At 57.2% G+C, this 18828-nt stretch carries 20 protein-coding genes; 19 read left to right on the top strand and 1 reads right to left on the bottom strand.

Annotated features, from left to right (window positions below):
• Positions 1 to 6 precede the first annotated feature (6 nt).
• Genes E3E51_RS12410 through E3E51_RS12390 form a run of 5 tightly spaced genes read left to right on the top strand, consistent with a single transcriptional unit; the run spans position 7 to position 4459 of the window.
• On the top strand, positions 7 to 1035 hold the full coding sequence (locus E3E51_RS12410) for a hypothetical protein (protein WP_167913427.1): 1029 nt from the start codon (positions 7 to 9) through the stop codon (positions 1033 to 1035).
• Positions 1032 to 1802, top strand: coding sequence for an ABC transporter permease (locus E3E51_RS12405; protein ID WP_167913426.1), 771 nt, complete (start codon positions 1032 to 1034; stop codon positions 1800 to 1802). The genes E3E51_RS12410 and E3E51_RS12405 overlap by 4 nt, the downstream gene beginning before the upstream one ends.
• Complete coding sequence (locus tag E3E51_RS12400; RefSeq protein ID WP_167913425.1) at positions 1799 to 2218, top strand: hypothetical protein; 420 nt, start codon at positions 1799 to 1801, stop codon at positions 2216 to 2218. Before E3E51_RS12405 ends, E3E51_RS12400 begins: the two co-directional genes overlap by 4 nt.
• Positions 2215 to 2871 carry an ABC transporter ATP-binding protein gene (locus E3E51_RS12395; protein WP_206204580.1) on the top strand — a complete coding sequence of 219 codons (657 nt, stop codon included), beginning with the start codon at positions 2215 to 2217 and terminating at the stop codon, positions 2869 to 2871. Before E3E51_RS12400 ends, E3E51_RS12395 begins: the two co-directional genes overlap by 4 nt.
• Complete coding sequence (locus E3E51_RS12390) at positions 2828 to 4459, top strand: PEGA domain-containing protein (RefSeq protein ID WP_167913424.1); 1632 nt, start codon at positions 2828 to 2830, stop codon at positions 4457 to 4459. Before E3E51_RS12395 ends, E3E51_RS12390 begins: the two co-directional genes overlap by 44 nt.
• 5 nt (positions 4460 to 4464) lie before the next feature.
• On the opposite strand, the gene speD is transcribed toward E3E51_RS12390, so the two are convergent.
• A complete protein-coding gene (gene speD, locus E3E51_RS12385) occupies positions 4465 to 4890 on the bottom strand; it encodes an adenosylmethionine decarboxylase (protein ID WP_167913452.1) in 426 nt (141 codons plus the stop codon).
• Between the two features lie 331 nt (positions 4891 to 5221).
• Here speD and E3E51_RS12380 point away from each other — a divergent pair, with 331 nt between their 5' ends.
• The 14 genes from E3E51_RS12380 (at position 5222) to E3E51_RS12315 (ending at position 18825) form a co-directional block, all read left to right on the top strand.
• A complete protein-coding gene (locus tag E3E51_RS12380) occupies positions 5222 to 6136 on the top strand; it encodes a protein translocase subunit SecF (RefSeq protein ID WP_167913423.1) in 915 nt (304 codons plus the stop codon).
• Complete coding sequence (locus E3E51_RS12375) at positions 6133 to 7659, top strand: preprotein translocase subunit SecD (protein WP_167913422.1); 1527 nt, start codon at positions 6133 to 6135, stop codon at positions 7657 to 7659. The genes E3E51_RS12380 and E3E51_RS12375 overlap by 4 nt, the downstream gene beginning before the upstream one ends.
• Positions 7659 to 8351 (top strand): TrkA family potassium uptake protein, encoded by a 693-nt coding sequence (locus E3E51_RS12370; RefSeq protein ID WP_167913421.1) that lies wholly within the window; start codon positions 7659 to 7661, stop codon positions 8349 to 8351. Before E3E51_RS12375 ends, E3E51_RS12370 begins: the two co-directional genes overlap by 1 nt.
• 147 nt (positions 8352 to 8498) lie before the next feature.
• The gene (locus E3E51_RS12365) at positions 8499 to 8810 is read left to right on the top strand and encodes a V-type ATP synthase subunit H (RefSeq protein WP_167913420.1); all 312 of its coding nucleotides are present in this window, start codon (positions 8499 to 8501) and stop codon (positions 8808 to 8810) included.
• 1 nt (position 8811) lies between these two features.
• The gene (locus E3E51_RS12360) at positions 8812 to 10788 is read left to right on the top strand and encodes a V-type ATP synthase subunit I (RefSeq protein WP_167913419.1); all 1977 of its coding nucleotides are present in this window, start codon (positions 8812 to 8814) and stop codon (positions 10786 to 10788) included.
• Between the two features lie 15 nt (positions 10789 to 10803).
• Entirely contained in the window at positions 10804 to 11292 is a 489-nt protein-coding gene (locus E3E51_RS12355) for a V-type ATP synthase subunit K (protein WP_167913418.1), read from the top strand.
• 41 nt (positions 11293 to 11333) lie between these two features.
• Entirely contained in the window at positions 11334 to 11945 is a 612-nt protein-coding gene (locus E3E51_RS12350; protein ID WP_167913417.1) for a V-type ATP synthase subunit E, read from the top strand.
• Between the two features lie 5 nt (positions 11946 to 11950).
• Entirely contained in the window at positions 11951 to 13051 is a 1101-nt protein-coding gene (locus tag E3E51_RS12345; RefSeq protein ID WP_167913416.1) for a V-type ATP synthase subunit C, read from the top strand.
• Positions 13048 to 13356, top strand: coding sequence for a V-type ATP synthase subunit F (locus E3E51_RS12340; RefSeq protein WP_167913415.1), 309 nt, complete (start codon positions 13048 to 13050; stop codon positions 13354 to 13356). The genes E3E51_RS12345 and E3E51_RS12340 overlap by 4 nt, the downstream gene beginning before the upstream one ends.
• A gap of 6 nt (positions 13357 to 13362) precedes the next feature.
• Positions 13363 to 15120 (top strand): ATP synthase subunit A, encoded by a 1758-nt coding sequence (locus E3E51_RS12335; protein WP_167913414.1) that lies wholly within the window; start codon positions 13363 to 13365, stop codon positions 15118 to 15120.
• A 4-nt stretch (positions 15121 to 15124) separates the two neighbouring features.
• Positions 15125 to 16516 (top strand): ATP synthase subunit B, encoded by a 1392-nt coding sequence (locus tag E3E51_RS12330; RefSeq protein ID WP_167913413.1) that lies wholly within the window; start codon positions 15125 to 15127, stop codon positions 16514 to 16516.
• A gap of 27 nt (positions 16517 to 16543) precedes the next feature.
• On the top strand, positions 16544 to 17188 hold the full coding sequence (locus E3E51_RS12325; protein ID WP_167913412.1) for a V-type ATP synthase subunit D: 645 nt from the start codon (positions 16544 to 16546) through the stop codon (positions 17186 to 17188).
• A gap of 101 nt (positions 17189 to 17289) precedes the next feature.
• Positions 17290 to 18057 carry an MBL fold metallo-hydrolase gene (locus E3E51_RS12320; RefSeq protein WP_167913411.1) on the top strand — a complete coding sequence of 256 codons (768 nt, stop codon included), beginning with the start codon at positions 17290 to 17292 and terminating at the stop codon, positions 18055 to 18057.
• Positions 18058 to 18066: 9 nt separating this feature from the next.
• Positions 18067 to 18825, top strand: a complete 759-nt coding sequence (locus E3E51_RS12315; RefSeq protein ID WP_167913410.1) for a methyl-accepting chemotaxis protein — start codon at positions 18067 to 18069, stop codon at positions 18823 to 18825.
• Positions 18826 to 18828: the final 3 nt, after the last annotated feature.

Here is an 18828-nt window from a genome sequence, read left to right as displayed (position 1 = left end):
CGTCGCGTGCGGGGTAAAATAACGCTTGCCCTCTGGGTTTTAATTTTTTATCTGGGGGCCACTACAGTATCGGCCGCTGCCCCAACCTGGCTCAAACCCGGAACCTACGTTACCTATGCGGTCATCGTTCCGAAGGACGCGAGGTTCGGGACAAACGACATCATGGTTAAGATTAATATGCTCAACGAGCGCTCCTTCGAGGCGCTCTATCCCTACCTCGTCAAGGCTGTAGGAAGAAACGTCTCGCGGGACGAGAACTACGTTACCGCCCTCTGGCCGATGGGGACGTCTTACCTCACCTTTAGGGTCCTCTCCGTGGAGGACGACACGGCCAAAATCCTCGTCAGGCTTGAGCTCCACGACGTGGCCGTTGAAAGGCCCGACCTCGCGAACGCGAGCGTGCTCGTGCTTTCCGAGGTTCTCACCCTCGACCTTAGAACCGGCACCTACGTTATAAACGGCACGCCCGTCGGCGGGCCGAGCTTCTTCGTAGACCCCTCTTCCCCTCCCGGGCCCGGCGCAGTCCTCCTGAACGTCACGGTTCCGGAAGGGGGAAACTGGGTGATGAGGGTCAAAAACCTGAGCTACTCCCGCTACCGGGGCTTTGAAGTCCTGACGCACCTGCGCACCTTCCATCCACCTTTCATCTACCTCGAATCCGACGTGATTAGGTTCAACCTCCACGGCCCGGACTACAGCTTCTCCGGGGGCACTTCTTTCTCGGCCCTCTACGACCCCTCAACCGGCCTGATGATAGCGTCCGACATGTTCTCAACCCCTCCCGAACTCGTTCTCATGGGCGTGGTTAGCTCCACGATGGAGGACGTGAACGCCTCGCGGGCCCTCCGCAAACTCCTCGCCGAGAATTCCCGGAAGCGCTGGCTCCAGGGCTGGAACCTCTACGCGACCAACGTGGAGTTCCGGGATGAGGGCCCCTTCAAGAGGCCCGGCAGTCCCCTCGTGTACTACTTTGCCCTTTCCGTCCTCACAGCCATCGCGGTTGGCATCAGGGACTTTCGGAGGTGGGTTCGATGAAAATCCTCCGCTGGGAGCTCGAAGACCCGCTCAACTTAGCTGTCTTCGCCTTCGGTTTCCTGCTCATCGGAACTTCCCTGTTCCTTAAGGGAATTCGGGTCTCAAATCACTTTATGGTGTCCCCGCCGAGCGAGGACTTCATAAGGGCTTTCTCCTACAGAACCATGGGCGTCAGCGTTCCCCTTCTCTCGGACGAAGTTTACACCGCCTTCATGCTGACGGCGGTTCTCCTGGCGTCGCTCGTCCTGCGGAACGACAGGGACACTCGCTTCGCCCTCTCGCTCTACTCCCTCCCCGTGGGAAGGAAGAGGCTCGTCCTCTCCAAGGTTCTGGCGGTTTTCGTAATGCTCTTCGTCGCATCTTTCGTCCCGTTCCTTCTGACGGTCATCTACATCTTCGGCGACACCGGGAACTTCTTTCTCACGGCCTTCTTCTCAAAGGGCCTGCTCCCTCTCTACCTGCTTTACTGGACACTGGCCGTTCTCTACGCGGTCGCGGTTTCCTCCTTTGTTGCCATGGGTTCCCCCAACACCTTCGTCTCGGTGATGGTCGGGCTCTCGGTTCTCTACCTGCCCCACTCGTTCGGAGTCTCTTCGTTGCCCCCGGCGGTTCTCAACTCGGCGATATTCCACGCGTACACTTCGGGCGTCTCTCTTTCCCACTGGTTCGGGGAACTCCTCTCGTCCGCTTTCCTCTCCTGCGTTCTTCTTCCCTTCCTCCTCATCGCCATGACTCTCTACCTCGCGGAAAGGAGGGACGTCAGATGAGGTTCATCAGGCTCATCCTCTTCCTCGTCGCGGCCTTCACGCTGGTGGCCCTCGCGGTTCAGCACGCCGAGCTCTCCAAGCCCTACTCCGACTTCGCGGTTGGGACCTCCTGCGCGGTCGTCCCGTCGGCGAGGGTTCTCGTCCTCAACATGAACGGCCAGGGAAACTACTCCGTGACGTTCTACGACCCAGTTGAGAACCGGGTCGTTTACTCCTCCACGCTCTCTGGCTACGGGAGAAAGGTCGTGAAGTTCAACCACTCGGGTCCCTACTGCGTCGTGGTCTCCTCCGAGGTGCCGGCTTCCGTGGCAATCTCCGGCCGGGAGAGCTACCCGTCTTCGAGGGCCCTCTCAATTGAGTACCTCGTAGGCGGCACCTCGGCGCTCCTCTTCGCCCTCCTGGGGGTGAGGAGATGATAATCCGCGCAAAACACCTCACGAAGCGCTTCGGCCACGTAACCGCGCTCGACTCGGTGAGCGTTGAAATCGGCGGGGGCGTAACCCTAATCCTCGGGCCCAACGGCGGGGGCAAGAGCACGTTCCTGAACCTCTGCGCCGGAACCTACAGGCCGACGGCCGGGACGGTCAGGGTGTTCGGCGGCGACCCGTGGGCCGATGAAGAAGTCAGGGCGAGGTTCGGCGTCTCCTTCGACCCGCCTGCCCTTCCGAGACATAGAACGGGCCGTGAGTGGCTTGAGTTCCTGGCCGAAATCCGCGGCGGCTCCATCTCGGAGGTCGTTGAGGCGTTCTCCCTCGGGGGCTTTATCGACAGGAGGATTTCAACCTACTCGGCCGGAATGGCGAAGCGCCTGAGCCTAGCCTCGGCATTCATCGGGGAGCCGGAGCTCGTCCTGCTGGATGAGCCGCTCGCGAACCTTGACTTTGACGCGATACCTGAAATCGCCGGTCTGCTGAGGCGGTTTGCCTCGGAAGGCCTGTCCCTCGTTGTGGTCTCCCACATATGGAAGCCCTTCGTCGAGTTCGCCGACAGGGCGGTTGTTATAGCTGGGGGGAAGGTGAAACAAGATGGCGACGTTGGGGAAGTTGTTTCTGCTCTCAATCTTATTTAGCGTGCTGTTCGTACCGCTGGCGTCCCCAACGCCCGTGCTCTTTGAGTTCAGCGGACGGGTAAGGGTTGGGGATTTAAACGCGACCGCTCCGGCCGTGCTGAACCTGAGCAACGGCAGATGGCCGGCTGAGCTGTCCATCGGAAACGTTACCCTCGTCTTCAACCTGAGCGTTGGCGGTACGCCCCTCGTGGTTGAGGTGAACGAGTCACTCCTGAACGAATCCCTGGGCGGCTTCTCGACCGCGACCGTTTTCTTAGAGGGAAGAGAAGTCCCCACCCCGGAATCCGAGGAAACTCCGTGCATGTCAGCTCCCAACTGGACCGAAGGGGAAGGTGTGACCTCAATGATGGGGCCATCAGAACCGGTCCCCATGGAAACGGTTCTCTTCGCCTCGTGCCGCGTGAGGGACTACCTCCTCCTTCCAAGCGGTCTTCCTGTAGCCGCTGAATACGCAGGAGTCACAAAGTACTGCCTCGTCAAAATTTCGGTGAGTAAAAGCGGCTGGAGTTCCTTCGGTGGCTGTTCTAGGGAGCCCATTGAAAACGCCGTGGCCCCAGTTCCAGTGAGGATACTCTCAAGGCCGGCCAACGCCACGGTTTACGTCAACGGCTTCCATCTTTTTGGGGAGTGGTTTACCCCGATGAGGCTCTACCTTCCCTTTACCCCCTGGCTGAACTCGTACAACATCTCTCTTGGCGCCAACGGCTATCCATTCGTCTCCGGCGTCGTGGTTTCCGCCGGGAGGAACATCACAGTCTTCGCGGATCTCCCCGCACTGTTGCGGGCGGTTTCGGTTCATCCTGAGGCCGGAACCCTCGAAGTCTCGACGAGGCCCTCCAACGCAAGTCTGGCGATTTTTGCGGGGAATCGGAAGGTTTTCTCATGTAGGAGTCCGCTCAGGCTGGCCCTTCCTGCGGGCACCTATATCGTCAGCGCTTCCCTCCCCAGCTACGGCGGCATTGTGAAGAATGTGACGGTTCCGGCCAACGGAAGCGTTTTGCTGAACCTGACCCTCAGCCCTCTGCCTGCCGAACTCAACGTGACCACCTCTCCCTCCGGGGCCATGGTGAGGGTTGGGAACTGGACGTGCACGTCCCCATGCTACTTAAACCTGACCTCTGGCGTCTACAACGTTTCGGCGGAATTCCAGGGATACCTTTCGAACTCCACGCTCGTTTCCCTCTCTCCAGGCGGCTCGGTCAGCGTTTTCCTCCGGCTCGTGAGGAAACCGGTACTTGAGGTCGTGACGTCCCCTCCGGGTGCGACCGTATCCGCGGGCGGGGAAACCTGCGTTACCCCCTGCAACCTCTCCCTGATGCCGGGAAACTACAGCGTGAGGGTTGAGAAGGAGGGCTACGAAGGGGCCTACCTAACGGTCTCCCTTCAACCTGGAAAAACGGTTCTCGTGAACCTTTCCCTGGAGGCAAAGCCGCAGTTTGTGTCGACTTTCGGCAGGGAGATAACCTCCACCTCTGAAACGGTGGGAAGGGGTCCAGCTAAAGGCTCCGGAGATATGAGCCGTGCCGCAATCCTGATCCTCTCAATCCTCGCGGTTTTGTTACTGCTGGGCATGTGGAAAAAGAGGTAAGGGTTCTATTTTCCATTCTTCCTTTCGAGCTTCTCCTCCCACGTGAGTATCATGTGGGTGAAGGTCTCGTCCTCCTCCTCTATTCCGCGCTTTATCTCGGAAACGTGGGCGTACTGAGCGCGGAGCTTGTCCAGGATGTAGTCAACGGCCTTTTCCGGGTCTGCGGTGGTTCCGCAGGTGTAGACGTCCAGAGCGGCGTAGCCCTTCTCCGGCCAGGTGTGTATCGAGATGTGGCTCTCTGCGACGATGACCATGCCGCTAACGCCAGTGGGCGAGAACTTAAAGAAATAGCTCGCCTTGACCTCCATTCTACCGACCTTGGCGGCTTCTAGGAATATCTTTCTTATCTTGTCAGCGTTACCGAGGATTTCGGGATCGCAACCTGCGGCCTCAACAACGTAGTGGAACCCGATCGTCTCTATCTCAGCCATGGCTCTCACCTCTTGTTGCTCCTATTACGAACCCTTTTTAAAGTTAAGCCCTGGAGTGGAGAGCTGTGAACGGGCCGTTTTGGCGTTGAACTGCTCTGAATTGGCCTGGAATGCATTGAGTGGCTGTATAATGGCCGTTATTGAAATTTTCTGAAAGTTCGTGGTGGATTCCCCTTAATCCCGATTTGAAGGCTTTTTCATGGATTAAAGCCCTTCTCCGCCTCGTTTAACCCTGCTCACCGATGGCCTTTTTTAAGCGTGAACCACTAATTTTAAAACTCATACCTCCAACTAACGACAAGTTTACGAAAACTCACGAAGGGGTGAAGGTATGTCGAAGTCTAAACCGAAGTCCAAGCCCTCCACTAATTCCGTGAGGGCAAAGAAACAGGAAAAGCTGAGCTTTCTAGCGCGGATGGAATACAAGCAGATGATAATGTACCCCCTTGCTGTCTTCGTGATAGCACTGATACTTCTCGCGGTCAACTTTCCAACGCTTGGAATAGACCTCCAGGGCGGTGTTGTGGTCACCGCCTACGGGGTGAATGCGAATCCTGATGAACTGGGTAAATACATAAGCGATAAAATAGGGGTGGACGTTAGGGTTGAGAGCTTCACCGGTGTGGAGACCAACGGCGTCAGGGTTTATGCCCCAACAGGCACCGATCCCCTTAATATAATCGACGTCATGAAGGAAAAGTATCCCAGCGCGGAATACACGCACAGTGAGGTGCAGCCGACCTTTGGAGAGATAGCCCAGCAGCAGGGAATAAGGGCCCTCGCCTTTGCGTTCCTCGCGATGGCCGTCGTGGTCTTCCTGTTCTTCAGAAACCTCGTGCCGTCACTCACGATAATATTCTCCGCACTCTCCGACATGACGATAGCCGTCGCCCTGATGGGTCTCTTTGGAATTGAACTGACAACTGCCACGATAGCGGCCCTGCTCATGCTCATAGGTTACACCGTCGACAGCAACATCCTCCTGACCACGAAGCTCCTCAGGAGAAAAGAGGACTCCGTGGAGAGGGCTTACCTCGCCGCGGTTTCAACGGGCTTTACGATGAGCACCACGACTCTGGGTGCCCTGCTGATCCTCTGGATAATCTCGACCTCGCAGACCATCGACAACATTGCCATAGTCCTCATCTTCGGTCTGCTCGCGGACTTCATGAACACGTGGGTTCTCAACGCGGGCGTGCTCAAGTGGTACCTCACCAGGGAAGCCCCCAGGGGTGGTAAGGCATGAAGAGAAGAACCAAAAAGCTCCTCCGGAACTGGAGGATAATCCTGCTCACGCTCTTCCTCATAGGCTCGATAGCGACCCTTGCGCTCAAACCGCTCACCTTCGGTATAGACATAAGCGGCGGTGTCGCGCTCGTTGCCCAGACGGAGCATCCCGTCGACACCAAGACCATGCAGCTCGTCGTCGATTCGCTGCAGAAGAGGCTGAACACCCTCGGTCTGAGGGACATAACTGTCGAGGCCCAGGGGAATCAGATAGTCCTCATCAAGGTTGCCAATGTCACGTCCCCGGAGGAGGCGAATCAGATAAAGAGCGTCATCGAGAGTCAGGGTGTCTTCTACATGGAGTTCGCGGGGACGGTCTTCGGAACCGGCAGCGACGTTGAGTACGTGGGCATCTACAAGATAGACCCCACCACCAACGGCTGGAGCGTTCCCTTCAGGATTTCAAAGAGCGCCGCCGAGAAGTTCGCCGAGCTGGCCTACGGCAAGAAGGGCTGGCCCGTTGACATGTTCCTCGACCCGCCCGTTAACTCCCTGATGGTTGTTCCTGAGAGCGTTTACAAGGCCATGAACAGCTCGGAGTTCAACGCCGAGGCTCCCGAGGCGCCGACTCTCCTTGAGAGGATCACCAGGGCGTTCAACATAAGCGTCGTCGCCTACGCCAACCAGAGCGCCGATGAGATAGCCAAGCTCGCCCGGGGCAAGGATAAGATAGTTCTCGTTGACGTTCCGGGGGAGCTTCAGACCGAGCTTGAGGGAATGAACCTCACGGTAAGGTACGTTCCAAGGGCCCAGGGTGAGAACGACCACGCGCTCATAATCAGGGTTCTCGGTCTCTACGGCCCGTACTCTCTCGGTGAAGGCCTCACCGTTGGCCAGCCGCAGCAGGACGTTCAGATAACCGGAAGCGCCCCGGACAGACTCACGGCCGAGCAGGAAGCCAGCACCATATACACCGTCCTCAAGAGCGGTTCGCTCCCCGTCAAGCTCACCGTCGTCGGCATGGAGTTCATCTCCCCGAGGCTCGGTGAGGGCTTCAGAACGCAGGCGCTCTACGCGGGCATAGGTGCTCTGATAACGGTTCTCCTCATCGTCTACTTCCACTACAGGAAGTGGAGGATAGCCATACCCGTTGCCTCCACCAGCCTCTTCGAGGCGATAATCATCCTGGGCTTCGCGGCGCTCATCAGATGGAACCTCGACCTTCCGAGCATAGCGGGCATCATCGCCGCCATAGGTACCGGTGTCGACCAGCAGATAGTCATAACCGACGAGCTCCTCGGTGGGGAGAAGACCACGAAGATAAGCAGGCGTTCCAGCGTGCTCAAGAGGATGGGAAGGGCGTTCTTCGTCATCTTCGCCTCGGCGGCAACGACGATAGCGGCCATGAGCTTCCTGCTGGTCTACTTCGTTGGAACGCTCAAGGGCTTCGCCTTCACGACGATACTGGGCGTGCTCATCGGAATCCTGATAACCAGGCCAGCCTACGCTGAGATAGCCAAATACCTCCTCGGTGAGGACTGATGTTCGTCGTTATCATGGGTGCCGGAAGGGTCGGCTACCTCGTGGCCAAGATGCTTGAGGAGGAGGGACACGACGTCACCATAATAGAGATGGACAAGGAGCGCGCCAAGGAGCTCTCCCTCCTCATCAACGGTCTGGTCATCGAGGGCGACGCCACCGACCCGAAAACGCTTGAGGAGGCCAACATAAAGCAGGCCGATGCCTTCGCCGCACTGACCGGCAAGGACGACGCGAATCTGCTCGCCTGCATCTTAGCGAAGCACCTCAACCCGAAGATTAAGACGTCGCTCAGGATAAGCAACCCGCAGAACAGGCGCATATTCGAGGAGGTCACCGACCTCAAGCGCTACTTCGACTTCGTGATTTCGCCTGAGGAGATAGCCGCGGAGTACATCAGCAGGAACATAGTCACGCCGGGCTTCGACCGCGTTTTATTCCCGAAGGAGGGCGCGGAGATAGTCCGCTTCAGCATAAACGGGGACAGCGAGATAGCCGGCAAGCTGGTCAAGGACCTGAAGCTGCCTAGGGACGCGCTCATGGTGGCGGTTTACGACGAGAAGGGCAACCTAATAATTCCGTCAGGGGATACAAAGCTTCCAGGGAGTGGACAGATAATAATCTTCGCCAAGAACAGCGTTCTCGACGACGTGAAGAAGCTCCTGGAAAAGAAAAAACCCAACAATGAAAGCTAATATGACATTTTTTTCAACTTTCATGTTCATTTTTGTTCTTTCTTCGTCAAATCCTAGGTTCATAGGCCAAAAACTATTTAAACCGACTTAAGGAAGCCAAAGGTGACGTGAGGTTTAACTGTTTTCGGGCTCATTGGGGGGCTAATCATGGAGGACGTCATCAAGCAGATTGTTGATGCAGAGAAGCAGGCCGAGGAGAGGATCGAGAGGGCCAAGGAGCAGGCCAAGGAGATAGTCCTCAAGGCCCGCGAAGAGGCCAAGCTTCTCGAAAAGAACATAGTTGAAGAGGCAGAGAAAAACGCCGAATCCCTCATCGAGAAGGCCCGTCTCAAGGGGGAAGAGGAAGCCAAAAGGATACTTGCTGAGGGGGACTCCGAGATCGAGGAGCTCAAGGTCAAGGCCACTAACAACTTCGAGAAAGCCATCTCTGCGGGAATAGCGCTCGTGAGAGGGAGCTGAAATGTTCAAGCCTGAAGAGATGGTCAAGATAGAGGTCATTACCCTCAACCGCTACAAAGACAGCCTTCTAACGTATCTCCACGAGAACGGTATTGTTGAAATAAGGGAGCTGGACGTCGAAATCGCCCAGAAAGATTCTCCCAACGAGTACCACAGGAAGGCCGCCTCGTACAGTATAACCATCTCAAGGCTCGTTGATTTTCTGAAGGCCTACCGGAAGTCCACCGGGGGCGGCATAAAGGAGTTCATCTTTCCAAAGGAGCGGGCGAGAAAGAAGTACCGGTACGAGGGAATCGAGAGGCTCATAAAGGACGTTGAGAACTTTCTCAGCGCCGTCGAACCGGAGATAAAGGCGGTTGAGGGCAAGATAACCTCCACCCAGACCGAAATCGAGAGAATAAAGGGCGACATAGCGATACTGGAGCTTCTCTCGGTGCTCAACCTCGACGTTTCATACCTCAAATCGACCGACATGCTGGAAATCGTCGTCGGAACCGTTGACAGGAACAAGTTTAAGTCCCTCGTTGAGGAGGTCACCCGGGCCACGGAGAACAGGGCGGTCGTGGTTTCCAAGGAGCTGAAGGACAAGGTTTTGGCGGTGTTCGTCTTCCTCAAAGCCGACTACGACAGGGCCAACCCGATTCTGGCCAAGTACTCCCTTGAGAGGCTGGAGGTTCCCGAGGGGGAGGGGACTCCAAGGGAGCTCATAGCCGTCTACGAGGAGAAGCTCCGGAGAAAGGAGGAGGAGCTTGAGAGCGCCAAGAAGGACGCGGAGATGCTGGCCGAGAAGTACTACGACGACGTCGTCTTCTATCAGGAACTCATGGAGAACGAGCGCGACAAGTCAACCGTGCTGCCGATGCTCGCCAGAACGAACATGACCTTCGCTCTGACCGGCTGGCTTCCAAGGAGCGACGTCCCCAGGGTCCTGGAGGGCATCAAGAGGGTAACCAACGGCACGGCCTACATCAACATCAGGGAGCCCACCGGGGAGGAGCTGGAGGAGATTCCGATAAAGCTCAAAAACCCCGGCTGGGCAAGACCCTTCGAGATGCTCACCGAAATGTACGGTGTCCCCAAGTACAACGAGATAGACCCGACGCCGATAATAACCTTCACCTACTCGTTCTTCTTCGGATTCATGCTCACCGACTTCATGTACGGTCTCATAATAGCGATAATAGCTGCCCTCCTCGTCAAGGGGCACAAGAAGTTCAACGACGGCACCTACAAGTTCGCCTACACCCTGCTGATAAGCTCGTTCTTCACCATGGCGATGGGAGTTATCTTCGGCAGCTACTTCGGCAACGCCCTTGACCTCGCGGGATTCACCGTTCCGCGCGTCTGGGACACCTTCCAGGACGCCCTCGTGGTGCTTCAGCTGGCCCTGGCGATAGGTATAGCCCACCTCTTCACCGGCTACACCGTCGGCTTCATAGTCAAGCTCAAGAACGGCGAGACCAAGGATGCGATACTCGACCAGCTCTCATGGATGCTCATAATACTCGGAATAACCTTCCTGTTCCTCGCCAGCAAGAACCCGTCCCTGGGCATGCCGGGCAAGGCGCTCTTCGGAGTCGGCCTGGTGCTCTTCATACTCAGCGAGCTCAAGAACGGTGCACTGGCGGTCCTCCTGGTCATCTCGGACTTCTTCGGCTTCGTGGGCAGCTGGCTCAGCTACGCGAGGCTCATGGCGCTCGCCCTAGCGACGGCAGGAATAGCAATGGTCGTCAACATACTGGCCCAGATGGTCTGGGGCGTGAGCATCGGCCCCGTTCCCATAGGCATACTCATTGGAATCATACTGTTTGCAGGCGGCCAGCTGTTTTCGGTCGCCATCAACGCCCTCGGAGCGTTCGTTCACTCGCTCCGTCTGCAGTACGTTGAATTTTTCGGAACGTTCTACTCAGGTGAAGGTAAACCCTTCCAGCCCTTTAGGGCAAAAAGAGAAGTTTCCGAGCTGGAGTTTGAAGCTTAAGGAGGTGCATGAAAGATGGACCCGATAGTTTACGTATCCCTCGGTGCGGCCCTTGCCGCAGGAATAGCTGGAGCCGCTTCGGCCTTTGGTGTCGGTATAGCCGGTGCCGCAGCGGCCGGAGTCGTCGCCGAGGATGAGAGGAACTTCAAGAACGCCCTCATCCTTGAGGGTCTGCCAATGACCCAGAGTATATACGGCCTCATTACCCTGTTCCTCATCCTGATGGTTTCAGGAATCCTCGGTGGCGGCTTCAAGTTCACCGACCCAAGCAACATGGACAACATCGTCAAGAGCGCCATCCTCCTCGGTGCAGGTCTCACCGTCGGCCTCACCGGTCTCTCGGCAATACCGCAGGGAATCATCGCCAGCGCGAGCATCGGTGCGGTTGCCAAGAACCCGAAGACCTTCACCCAGGGAATCATATTCTCCGCTATGGCGGAGACCATGGCCATCTTCGGTCTCGTCGGCGCTCTGATCATGATAGTCACCGGAGTCGGCTTCTGACTCCGTCCAAAACTTTCTTTATAGGCCAAGGAGGAAGGAGGATGGATGGAGCAGAGCTGATCATACAGGAGATAAACAGGGAAGCGGAGCAGAAGATACAGTACATACTCAGCGAGGCCCAGAAGGAGGCAGAGAAGATTAAGGAAGAGGCGAGAAAGAGGGCCGAGGCGAAAGCCGAGTGGATACTAAGGAAGGCCCAGACCCAGGCCGAGACTGAAAAACAGCGCATAATTGCCAACGCCAGGCTTGAGGTCAGGAAAAAGCGCCTTGAGGTGCAGGAGAAGCTCATCCAGGAGGTAATAACCGCCCTGAGGGAGAGACTCGCGGAGCTCCCCGAGGAGGAGTACTTCCCGATGCTCATCGACCTCACGGTTAAGGCCCTCGAAGAGCTCGGCGGGGAGGCGTGCCTTATACGCTCCAACGAAAAGACCCTGAGGCTCATTGAGGGCAAGCTCGATGAGTTCAGGGAAACCGTTGCGGCGAAACTCGGAAGGGACGTGGAGATAAGCCTCGGCGAGCCGATATCAACCATAGGCGGCGTCCTGGTTGAGACCCCCGACGGGGCGGTAAGGGTGGACAACACCTTCGAGTCAAGGATAGAGAGGTTTGAGGGCGAGCTCAGGGCAGAGATAGCCAAGGCTCTCTTCGGGTGAGGTTAATGGAAGCAGGAGCCGTAAGCGGAATCCTCAACACGACACTGGCTGTAGTATTCGTATGGGTGGGATACAAGACGGCCAGGATAGTCTGGAAATACACGCCCTACTCCTACCCCAACGCCAGGATAAAGGCGATGGAGGCGAAGCTCCTCACCGAGCAGCGCTTCAACGAGCTGGCCGAGAGCAGAACGCTGCAGAACTTCGTCGTCAGCCTGGAGGACACCGACTACAAGGACTACCTCACCGACGTTTCAACCTACACCGTCGAGGAGATAGAGAGAGCCTTAGAGAGGGCCCTCGCCGGAACCTACGAACTCATGATTAAGATTCTCCCGAAGAGGGTCAGCCCCTTCTTCAGGTTCATGCTTGAGGAGTGGGACGTCAGGAACATAGCCAGCGTGGTCAAGGCCAAGTTCGCCGGCGAGGTTGCGGGCGACTACGTCATGGATATCGGTCCAATGCTCCCCAAGGTAAAGGCAATGGCAGAGGCAAAGACCATGGAGGAGATACTCGTAATCCTTGAGGGCACCCCCTACGAGGAACCCTACCAGAGACTGCTCCTCGGGGAGATATCGCTCCAGGAGTTCGAAACCGAACTCTACAGGATGCACTACGGAAAGCTCCTCAGCTACGCCCTCTCGCGGAAGGAGGACGAGCGCGTTATCCTTGAGGAGTTCGTCAGACTCAAAATCGACAAGACCAACATACTCACCGTTCTCAGGGCAAAGGCCGCTGGAATGACCGCGGAAGAGATAAGGCCGCTGATAATCCCTGGCGGAAGCGTAAAGCTCGACCCGCTCCTCCACGTCGACGACCTGAGCATGGCTTTGGCCGAGCTGGACTCAACGAAGTACGGAAAGGTCATCAGGGACGTCAGGGAGGAAGTCGAGAGGGACCTCAGCGTCCTTGAGAGGGCCCTTGAGAGGCACATCCTTGAGAGGATGAACGAGCTCAACAGGTTCTACCCGCTCAGCGTCGCCGCACCGCTGAGCTACATCCTCCAGAGGGAGAGGGAACTCAGGAAGCTCAGGGCGATAGCGAAGCTCATCGAGGACGGCGTTCACCCTGAGAGGATAAAGGAACTCGCGGGTGATGTTGCATGAAGATAGCCGTGCTTGGCGATAAGGACACCGCGCTCGGCTTCAAGCTGGCCGGTGCCCATGAGGTTTATTCCTTCGACGACACCCCGCTTGATATGGAGAGGCTCCGGAACAAGCTGAAGGAGCTCGTCGAGAGGGACGACATCGGAATAATCCTGATAACCGAGAGATTCGTTGGGAAGGTTGAACTTCCGGAGGTTACCGTTCCAATCATCCTTCAGGTGCCGGACAAATCCGGCTCCAGGCTTGGTGAAGAGGCGATCAAGGAGATAGTTAGAAGGGCAATTGGTGTTGAGCTGAAGAGGTGAACCGAAATGGGAAGGATAATTCGTGTTACGGGTCCGCTCGTCGTTGCCGACGGAATGAAAGGCTCCAAGATGTACGAGGTCGTTCGTGTCGGCGAAATGGGGCTCATAGGAGAAATCATCCGCCTTGAGGGCGACAAGGCGGTCATCCAGGTCTACGAGGAAACCGCCGGCATAAGGCCCGGGGAGCCTGTTGAAGGAACCGGCGCCTCTCTGAGCGTTGAGCTCGGCCCCGGACTGCTCACCGCAATGTACGACGGTATCCAGAGGCCTCTTGAGGTTCTCAGGGAGCTGAGCGGCGACTTCATCGCGAGGGGTCTCACCGCCCCGGCCCTTCCGAGGGACAAGAAGTGGCACTTCACGCCCAAGGTCAAGGTCGGCGACAAGGTCGTTGGCGGCGACGTTCTCGGCGTCGTTCCCGAGACCAGCATCATCGAGCACCGCGTTCTCGTCCCGCCCTGGGTGGAGGGCGAGGTAGTAGAGATTGCTGAAGAGGGCGACTACACCATCGAGGAGGTCATAGCCAAGGTGAAGAAGCCGGACGGGAGCATCGAGGAGCTCAGGATGTACCACCGCTGGCCGGTTCGTGTCAAGAGGCCCTACAAGAGGAAGCTTCCGCCGGAGGTTCCGCTCATCACCGGCCAGAGGACGATAGACACCTTCTTCAGCCAGGCAAAGGGTGGAACCGCCGCAATCCCCGGCCCGTTCGGTTCAGGAAAGACCGTTACCCAGCACCAGCTGGCAAAGTGGAGTGACGCCCAGGTCGTCGTTTACATAGGCTGCGGCGAGCGCGGAAACGAGATGACCGACGTCCTTGAGGAGTTCCCCAAGCTCAAGGACCCGAAGACCGGAAAGCCGCTCATGGAGAGAACGGTTCTCATAGCCAACACCTCGAACATGCCGGTCGCGGCCCGTGAGGCCTCAATCTACACAGGAATCACCATCGCCGAGTACTTCAGGGACATGGGTTACGACGTGGCTCTGATGGCCGACTCGACGAGCAGGTGGGCGGAAGCGCTCCGTGAGATTTCCGGCCGTCTTGAGGAGATGCCCGGTGAGGAAGGTTACCCGGCCTACCTCGCGAGCAAGATAGCGGAGTTCTACGAGCGTGCTGGAAGAGTCGTTACCCTCGGAAGCGACGAGAGGATTGGAAGCGTCTCCGTCATCGGTGCCGTTTCGCCGCCCGGTGGAGACTTCAGCGAGCCGGTCGTTCAGAACACCCTCCGTGTCGTCAAGGTCTTCTGGGCGCTCGATGCAGACCTGGCTAGGAGGAGGCACTTCCCGGCCATCAACTGGCTGAGGAGCTACTCCCTCTACATCGACGCCATCCAGGACTGGTGGCACAAGAACGTCGACCCCGAGTGGAGGAAGATGCGCGACCAGGCCATGGCGCTCCTCCAGAAGGAGGCCGAACTTCAGGAAATCGTCCGTATCGTCGGTCCGGATGCACTGCCCGACAGGGAGAAGGCGGTGCTCATCGTCACCAGGATGATACGTGAGGACTTCCTCCAGCAGGACGCCTTCGACGAGGTCGACACCTACTGCCCGCCGAAGAAGCAGGTAACCATGATGCGCGTTATACTCAACTTCTACGACAGGACCATGGAGGCCGTTGAGAGGGGAGTTCCCGTCGACGAGATAGCCAAGCTCCCGGTCAAGGAGAAGATAGGACGTATGAAGTTCGAGCCCGACATCGAGAAAGTTGCCGCGCTCATAGACGAGACCAACGCTCAGTTTGAAGAGCTCTTTAAGAGGTACGGGGCGTGATAGCATGCCGGGAATGGAGTACTCAACCGTTAGCAAGATTTACGGGCCGCTCATGATCGTCCAGGGCGTCAAGGGCGTAGCCTACGGTGAGGTCGTTGAGATTGAGACCGAGAGCGGTGAGAAAAGGAAGGGACAGGTTCTTGAGGCCAGGGAAGACATGGCAATCGTCCAGGTCTTCGAGGGAACGCGCGATCTCGACATCAAAACGACACGCGTCCGCTTCACCGGCGAGACCCTCAAGGTCCCGGTCAGCATGGACATGCTCGGCAGAATCTTCAACGGTATTGGAAAGCCGATCGACGGGGGCCCGGACATAATCCCCGAGGACAGGCGCGACGTCCACGGTGCTCCCCTCAACCCGGTCGCCCGTGCTTATCCTAGGGACTTCATCCAGACCGGTGTCTCGGCCATAGACGGAATGAACACCCTCATCCGCGGTCAGAAGCTGCCCATCTTCAGCGGTTCCGGATTGCCGCACAACATGCTCGCGGCCCAGATAGCTAGGCAGGCCAAGGTCCTCGGTGAGGAGGAGCAGTTCGCCGTCGTCTTCGCGGCGATGGGTATCACCTACGAGGAAGCCAACTTCTTCAAGAAGAGCTTCGAGGAGACCGGTGCGATAGAGAGGGCAGTCCTTTTCCTCAACCTCGCCGACGACCCGGCCATTGAGCGTATCATCACCCCGCGCATGGCGCTGACGGTTGCCGAGTACCTCGCCTACGACTACGACATGCAGGTTCTGGTTATACTCACGGACATGACCAACTACGCGGAAGCTCTGCGTGAGATTTCCGCGGCGAGGGAAGAGGTTCCAGGAAGGCGCGGTTATCCCGGTTACATGTACACTGACTTGGCGACCATCTACGAGCGTGCCGGTCGTGTCAGGGGCAGGAAGGGTTCCATCACCCAGGTGCCCATCCTGACGATGCCCGACGACGACATCACCCACCCGATTCCGGATTTGACCGGCTACATCACCGAGGGCCAGATAGTCCTCAGCAGGGAGCTGCACAGGAAGGGTATCTACCCGCCGATAGACGTCCTTCCGTCGCTCAGCCGTCTGATGAAGGACGGTATCGGTAAGGGAATGACCAGGGACGACCACCCGCAGCTCAGCCAGCAGCTCTACGCGGCCTACGCCGAAGGAAGGTCTCTCAGGGACCTCGTTGCAGTCGTCGGTGAAGAAGCTTTGAGCGAGACCGACAGGAAGTACCTCAAGTTCGCGGACAGGTTCGAGAGGGAGTTCATCGCCCAGAGGTATGACGAAGACAGGAGCATCTTCGAGACCCTCGACCTCGGCTGGGAGCTCCTCGCCGAGCTGCCGGAGAGCGAGCTCAAGCGTGTCAGGAAGGAGTACATCCTCAAGTACCACCCCAAGTACAGGAAGAGGGAGGGCTGACCTCCCCTCAATCTTTAGGTGGTCGAGATGGCAGAGCTTCTCAACGTCAAGCCCACCCGTATGGAACTCCTGAACCTCAAGAGGCGCATTAAGCTGGCCAAGAAGGGCCACAAACTCCTCAAGGACAAGCAGGACGCCCTCGTCATGGAGTTCTTCACGATATACGACGAGGCCCTGAGCCTCCGCGAGGAGCTGGGCAGGAAGATGGCCGAGGCCTTTGCGGCCCTTCAGGCGGCGGAGATAGACGTCGGGACGCTGCGCCTCAGGGAGATAGGCCTCTCCGTGAAGCCCAACAGGGAGGTCGAGATAAGAAGGAGGAACGTGATGGGCGTTCCGGTTCCGCTCATCGAGGCCGAGTCCTTCAGGAGGAGCACAAACGAGCGCGGCTACGCATTCGTATCGAGCTCGGCCAAGGTGGACCTCGCCGCCGAAAAGTTCGAAGAGGTTCTCGACCTAGCGGTCCGCCTGGCGGAGGTGGAAGAGACCCTCAAGAGGCTCGCGAAGGAGATAGAGGTCACCAAGAGGCGCGTCAATGCCCTTGAGTACATAATCATTCCGCGCATGGAGGCGACGGTGAAGTTCATCAAGGGGCGCCTCGACGAGATGGAGCGCGAGAACTTCTTCAGGCTCAAGAGGGTCAAGGCTTTAATCGAGGCCAGGGGCGGTTCCTGAGCCCTTTGCATTCCATTTTTCCAGTCAGGCGTTTATGTAGGTGCTTGTGTAGGCAAATCGCTTAAATATTACCTCTTCGTAGTCTTCTCTCGGTGGTGGGGATGGGGGAGTACCTGATACAGCCCGGGCTCGACCCGTGGAAGGATCACGTCCTCTACCGCGATGATGAGCACCTCGTCGTCTACCTCGGAACCCAGGAGGGCGGAGAGGACGTTGACGTCAACAGCTACCTGATAGTCAGCAGGGGAAAGGGAATCCTAATAGACCCCGGTGGGTACAAAATCTTCTCAAAGGTCCTTGCCAATGTCTCAAAGTACGTCGATCCGAGGGATATCGAGTATGTCTACATCTGCCACCAGGACCCGGATGTGGCTGGAAGTTTACCCCTCTGGAGGGAGGTCAGCAATGCAAAAATAATAGTCCACTGGCTCTGGACACGATTCCTGCCCCACTTCGGTTTTGAGGACGCAAAGGCAATAACCCACGAACTGCCTGACGAAGGGGAGACGATGGCCTTCGGGGCAACGACGCTTGAGTTCATCCCGGCCCATTTCCTCCACAGTCCCGGGCACTTCACTATATACGACCACAGGAGCAAGTTCCTCTTCACTGGGGACATAGGAATAGCGCTCCTTGATGACCCATATATAGTGGTCGAGAACATTGAAAAGCACATACAGGCCATGAGACCGGTCCATGAGAGACTCATGCCGACGGGCAAGGCCATAAAGGCATGGCTCGACAGGGTCAGGTTTCTCGAAGTTGAGGCTATACTGCCCCAGCACGGGGCTATAATACCCAAGAGGTTCATACAGCGCTTCTATGACTTTCTTGAGAACCTCAAGTGCGGTGTTGACCTCTACCGCTGAGGTGATAGTATGAACGTCAGGAGCATCGAGAAAGCATCGAACGCCTTGGCGCAGTCAGTCCGTATAAAGACTTCCAGCAGAGAGTCCAGCAAAATCATAGACGAGCTGGCGGAGCAGATCAGCGGGCAGTTTCTTGATAACAACATGGTGATTATCGAGAACATCGAGAAGCTGTCCCAGGTGATGAAAGAACTTGAGAAGTTCCAGGAGGAGTTCCTCCCGTTCTTCCAGCGCTTTGAGGTTTTCGCTCAGGAATTCAACACCCTCGTTGAAAACTTGGAGTATGTTTCGCGAATAAGCGACTCGATAGCGAGTGTGGCCAAGCAAACAAACCTTGTTGCCCTGAACGCTTCGATAGAGGCCGCCCGTGCCGGTGAGGCGGGCAGAGGCTTCGCGGTAGTCGCGGACGAGATTCGAAAGATGGCCGTCCAGACGATGAACCTCGCCAAGGAAATCAAGGACTTCAATACCCGCGTCATGGGCCAGCTTGAAACCCTTCGCGATGCCCTGGCTGTGATGGACAGGATTAAGGAGGGAACCGATATACTTGGCAGGGACATTGAGGCAATGGTTGAGATAAGCTCGGTCCTCGATGAGATTTCGCGTGAGCAGGAGGATATAGTCAACGACATAAAGAGGCTCAAAGGAATCGCCCTGGCCTTGAGGAAATTCGCTGACATGCAGGATAAGTACAACAAGGAGCTGGCTTCCCTCCTTAGGATGATGGTCAGCGAGTATGCGAAGGAACAGATGGAATCCGAGTCGTGAGGT

It is taken from the genome of Thermococcus sp. 21S7 (assembly GCF_012027615.1).
Lineage (GTDB): Archaea > Methanobacteriota_B > Thermococci > Thermococcales > Thermococcaceae > Thermococcus.
The sequence above is the reverse complement of the archived record's forward strand: the minus strand, read 5'-3'. Positions and strand labels throughout refer to the sequence as shown.

Excerpts from the sequence above, each read along its gene's own strand:
- E3E51_RS12405 (WP_167913426.1), top strand. The coding sequence starts at position 1,032 with ATGAAAATCCTCCGCTGGGAGCTCGAAGACCCGCTCAACTTAGCTGTC.
- E3E51_RS12400 (WP_167913425.1), top strand. The coding sequence starts at position 1,799 with ATGAGGTTCATCAGGCTCATCCTCTTCCTCGTCGCGGCCTTCACGCTG.
- E3E51_RS12395 (WP_206204580.1), top strand. The coding sequence starts at position 2,215 with ATGATAATCCGCGCAAAACACCTCACGAAGCGCTTCGGCCACGTAACC.
- E3E51_RS12390 (WP_167913424.1), top strand. The coding sequence starts at position 2,828 with ATGGCGACGTTGGGGAAGTTGTTTCTGCTCTCAATCTTATTTAGCGTG.
- speD (WP_167913452.1), bottom strand. The coding sequence starts at position 4,890 with ATGGCTGAGATAGAGACGATCGGGTTCCACTACGTTGTTGAGGCCGCA.
- E3E51_RS12380 (WP_167913423.1), top strand. The coding sequence starts at position 5,222 with ATGTCGAAGTCTAAACCGAAGTCCAAGCCCTCCACTAATTCCGTGAGG.
- E3E51_RS12375 (WP_167913422.1), top strand. The coding sequence starts at position 6,133 with ATGAAGAGAAGAACCAAAAAGCTCCTCCGGAACTGGAGGATAATCCTG.
- E3E51_RS12370 (WP_167913421.1), top strand. The coding sequence starts at position 7,659 with ATGTTCGTCGTTATCATGGGTGCCGGAAGGGTCGGCTACCTCGTGGCC.
- E3E51_RS12365 (WP_167913420.1), top strand. The coding sequence starts at position 8,499 with ATGGAGGACGTCATCAAGCAGATTGTTGATGCAGAGAAGCAGGCCGAG.
- E3E51_RS12360 (WP_167913419.1), top strand. The coding sequence starts at position 8,812 with ATGTTCAAGCCTGAAGAGATGGTCAAGATAGAGGTCATTACCCTCAAC.
- E3E51_RS12355 (WP_167913418.1), top strand. The coding sequence starts at position 10,804 with ATGGACCCGATAGTTTACGTATCCCTCGGTGCGGCCCTTGCCGCAGGA.
- E3E51_RS12350 (WP_167913417.1), top strand. The coding sequence starts at position 11,334 with ATGGATGGAGCAGAGCTGATCATACAGGAGATAAACAGGGAAGCGGAG.
- E3E51_RS12345 (WP_167913416.1), top strand. The coding sequence starts at position 11,951 with ATGGAAGCAGGAGCCGTAAGCGGAATCCTCAACACGACACTGGCTGTA.
- E3E51_RS12340 (WP_167913415.1), top strand. The coding sequence starts at position 13,048 with ATGAAGATAGCCGTGCTTGGCGATAAGGACACCGCGCTCGGCTTCAAG.
- E3E51_RS12335 (WP_167913414.1), top strand. The coding sequence starts at position 13,363 with ATGGGAAGGATAATTCGTGTTACGGGTCCGCTCGTCGTTGCCGACGGA.
- E3E51_RS12330 (WP_167913413.1), top strand. The coding sequence starts at position 15,125 with ATGCCGGGAATGGAGTACTCAACCGTTAGCAAGATTTACGGGCCGCTC.
- E3E51_RS12325 (WP_167913412.1), top strand. The coding sequence starts at position 16,544 with ATGGCAGAGCTTCTCAACGTCAAGCCCACCCGTATGGAACTCCTGAAC.
- E3E51_RS12320 (WP_167913411.1), top strand. The coding sequence starts at position 17,290 with ATGGGGGAGTACCTGATACAGCCCGGGCTCGACCCGTGGAAGGATCAC.
- E3E51_RS12315 (WP_167913410.1), top strand. The coding sequence starts at position 18,067 with ATGAACGTCAGGAGCATCGAGAAAGCATCGAACGCCTTGGCGCAGTCA.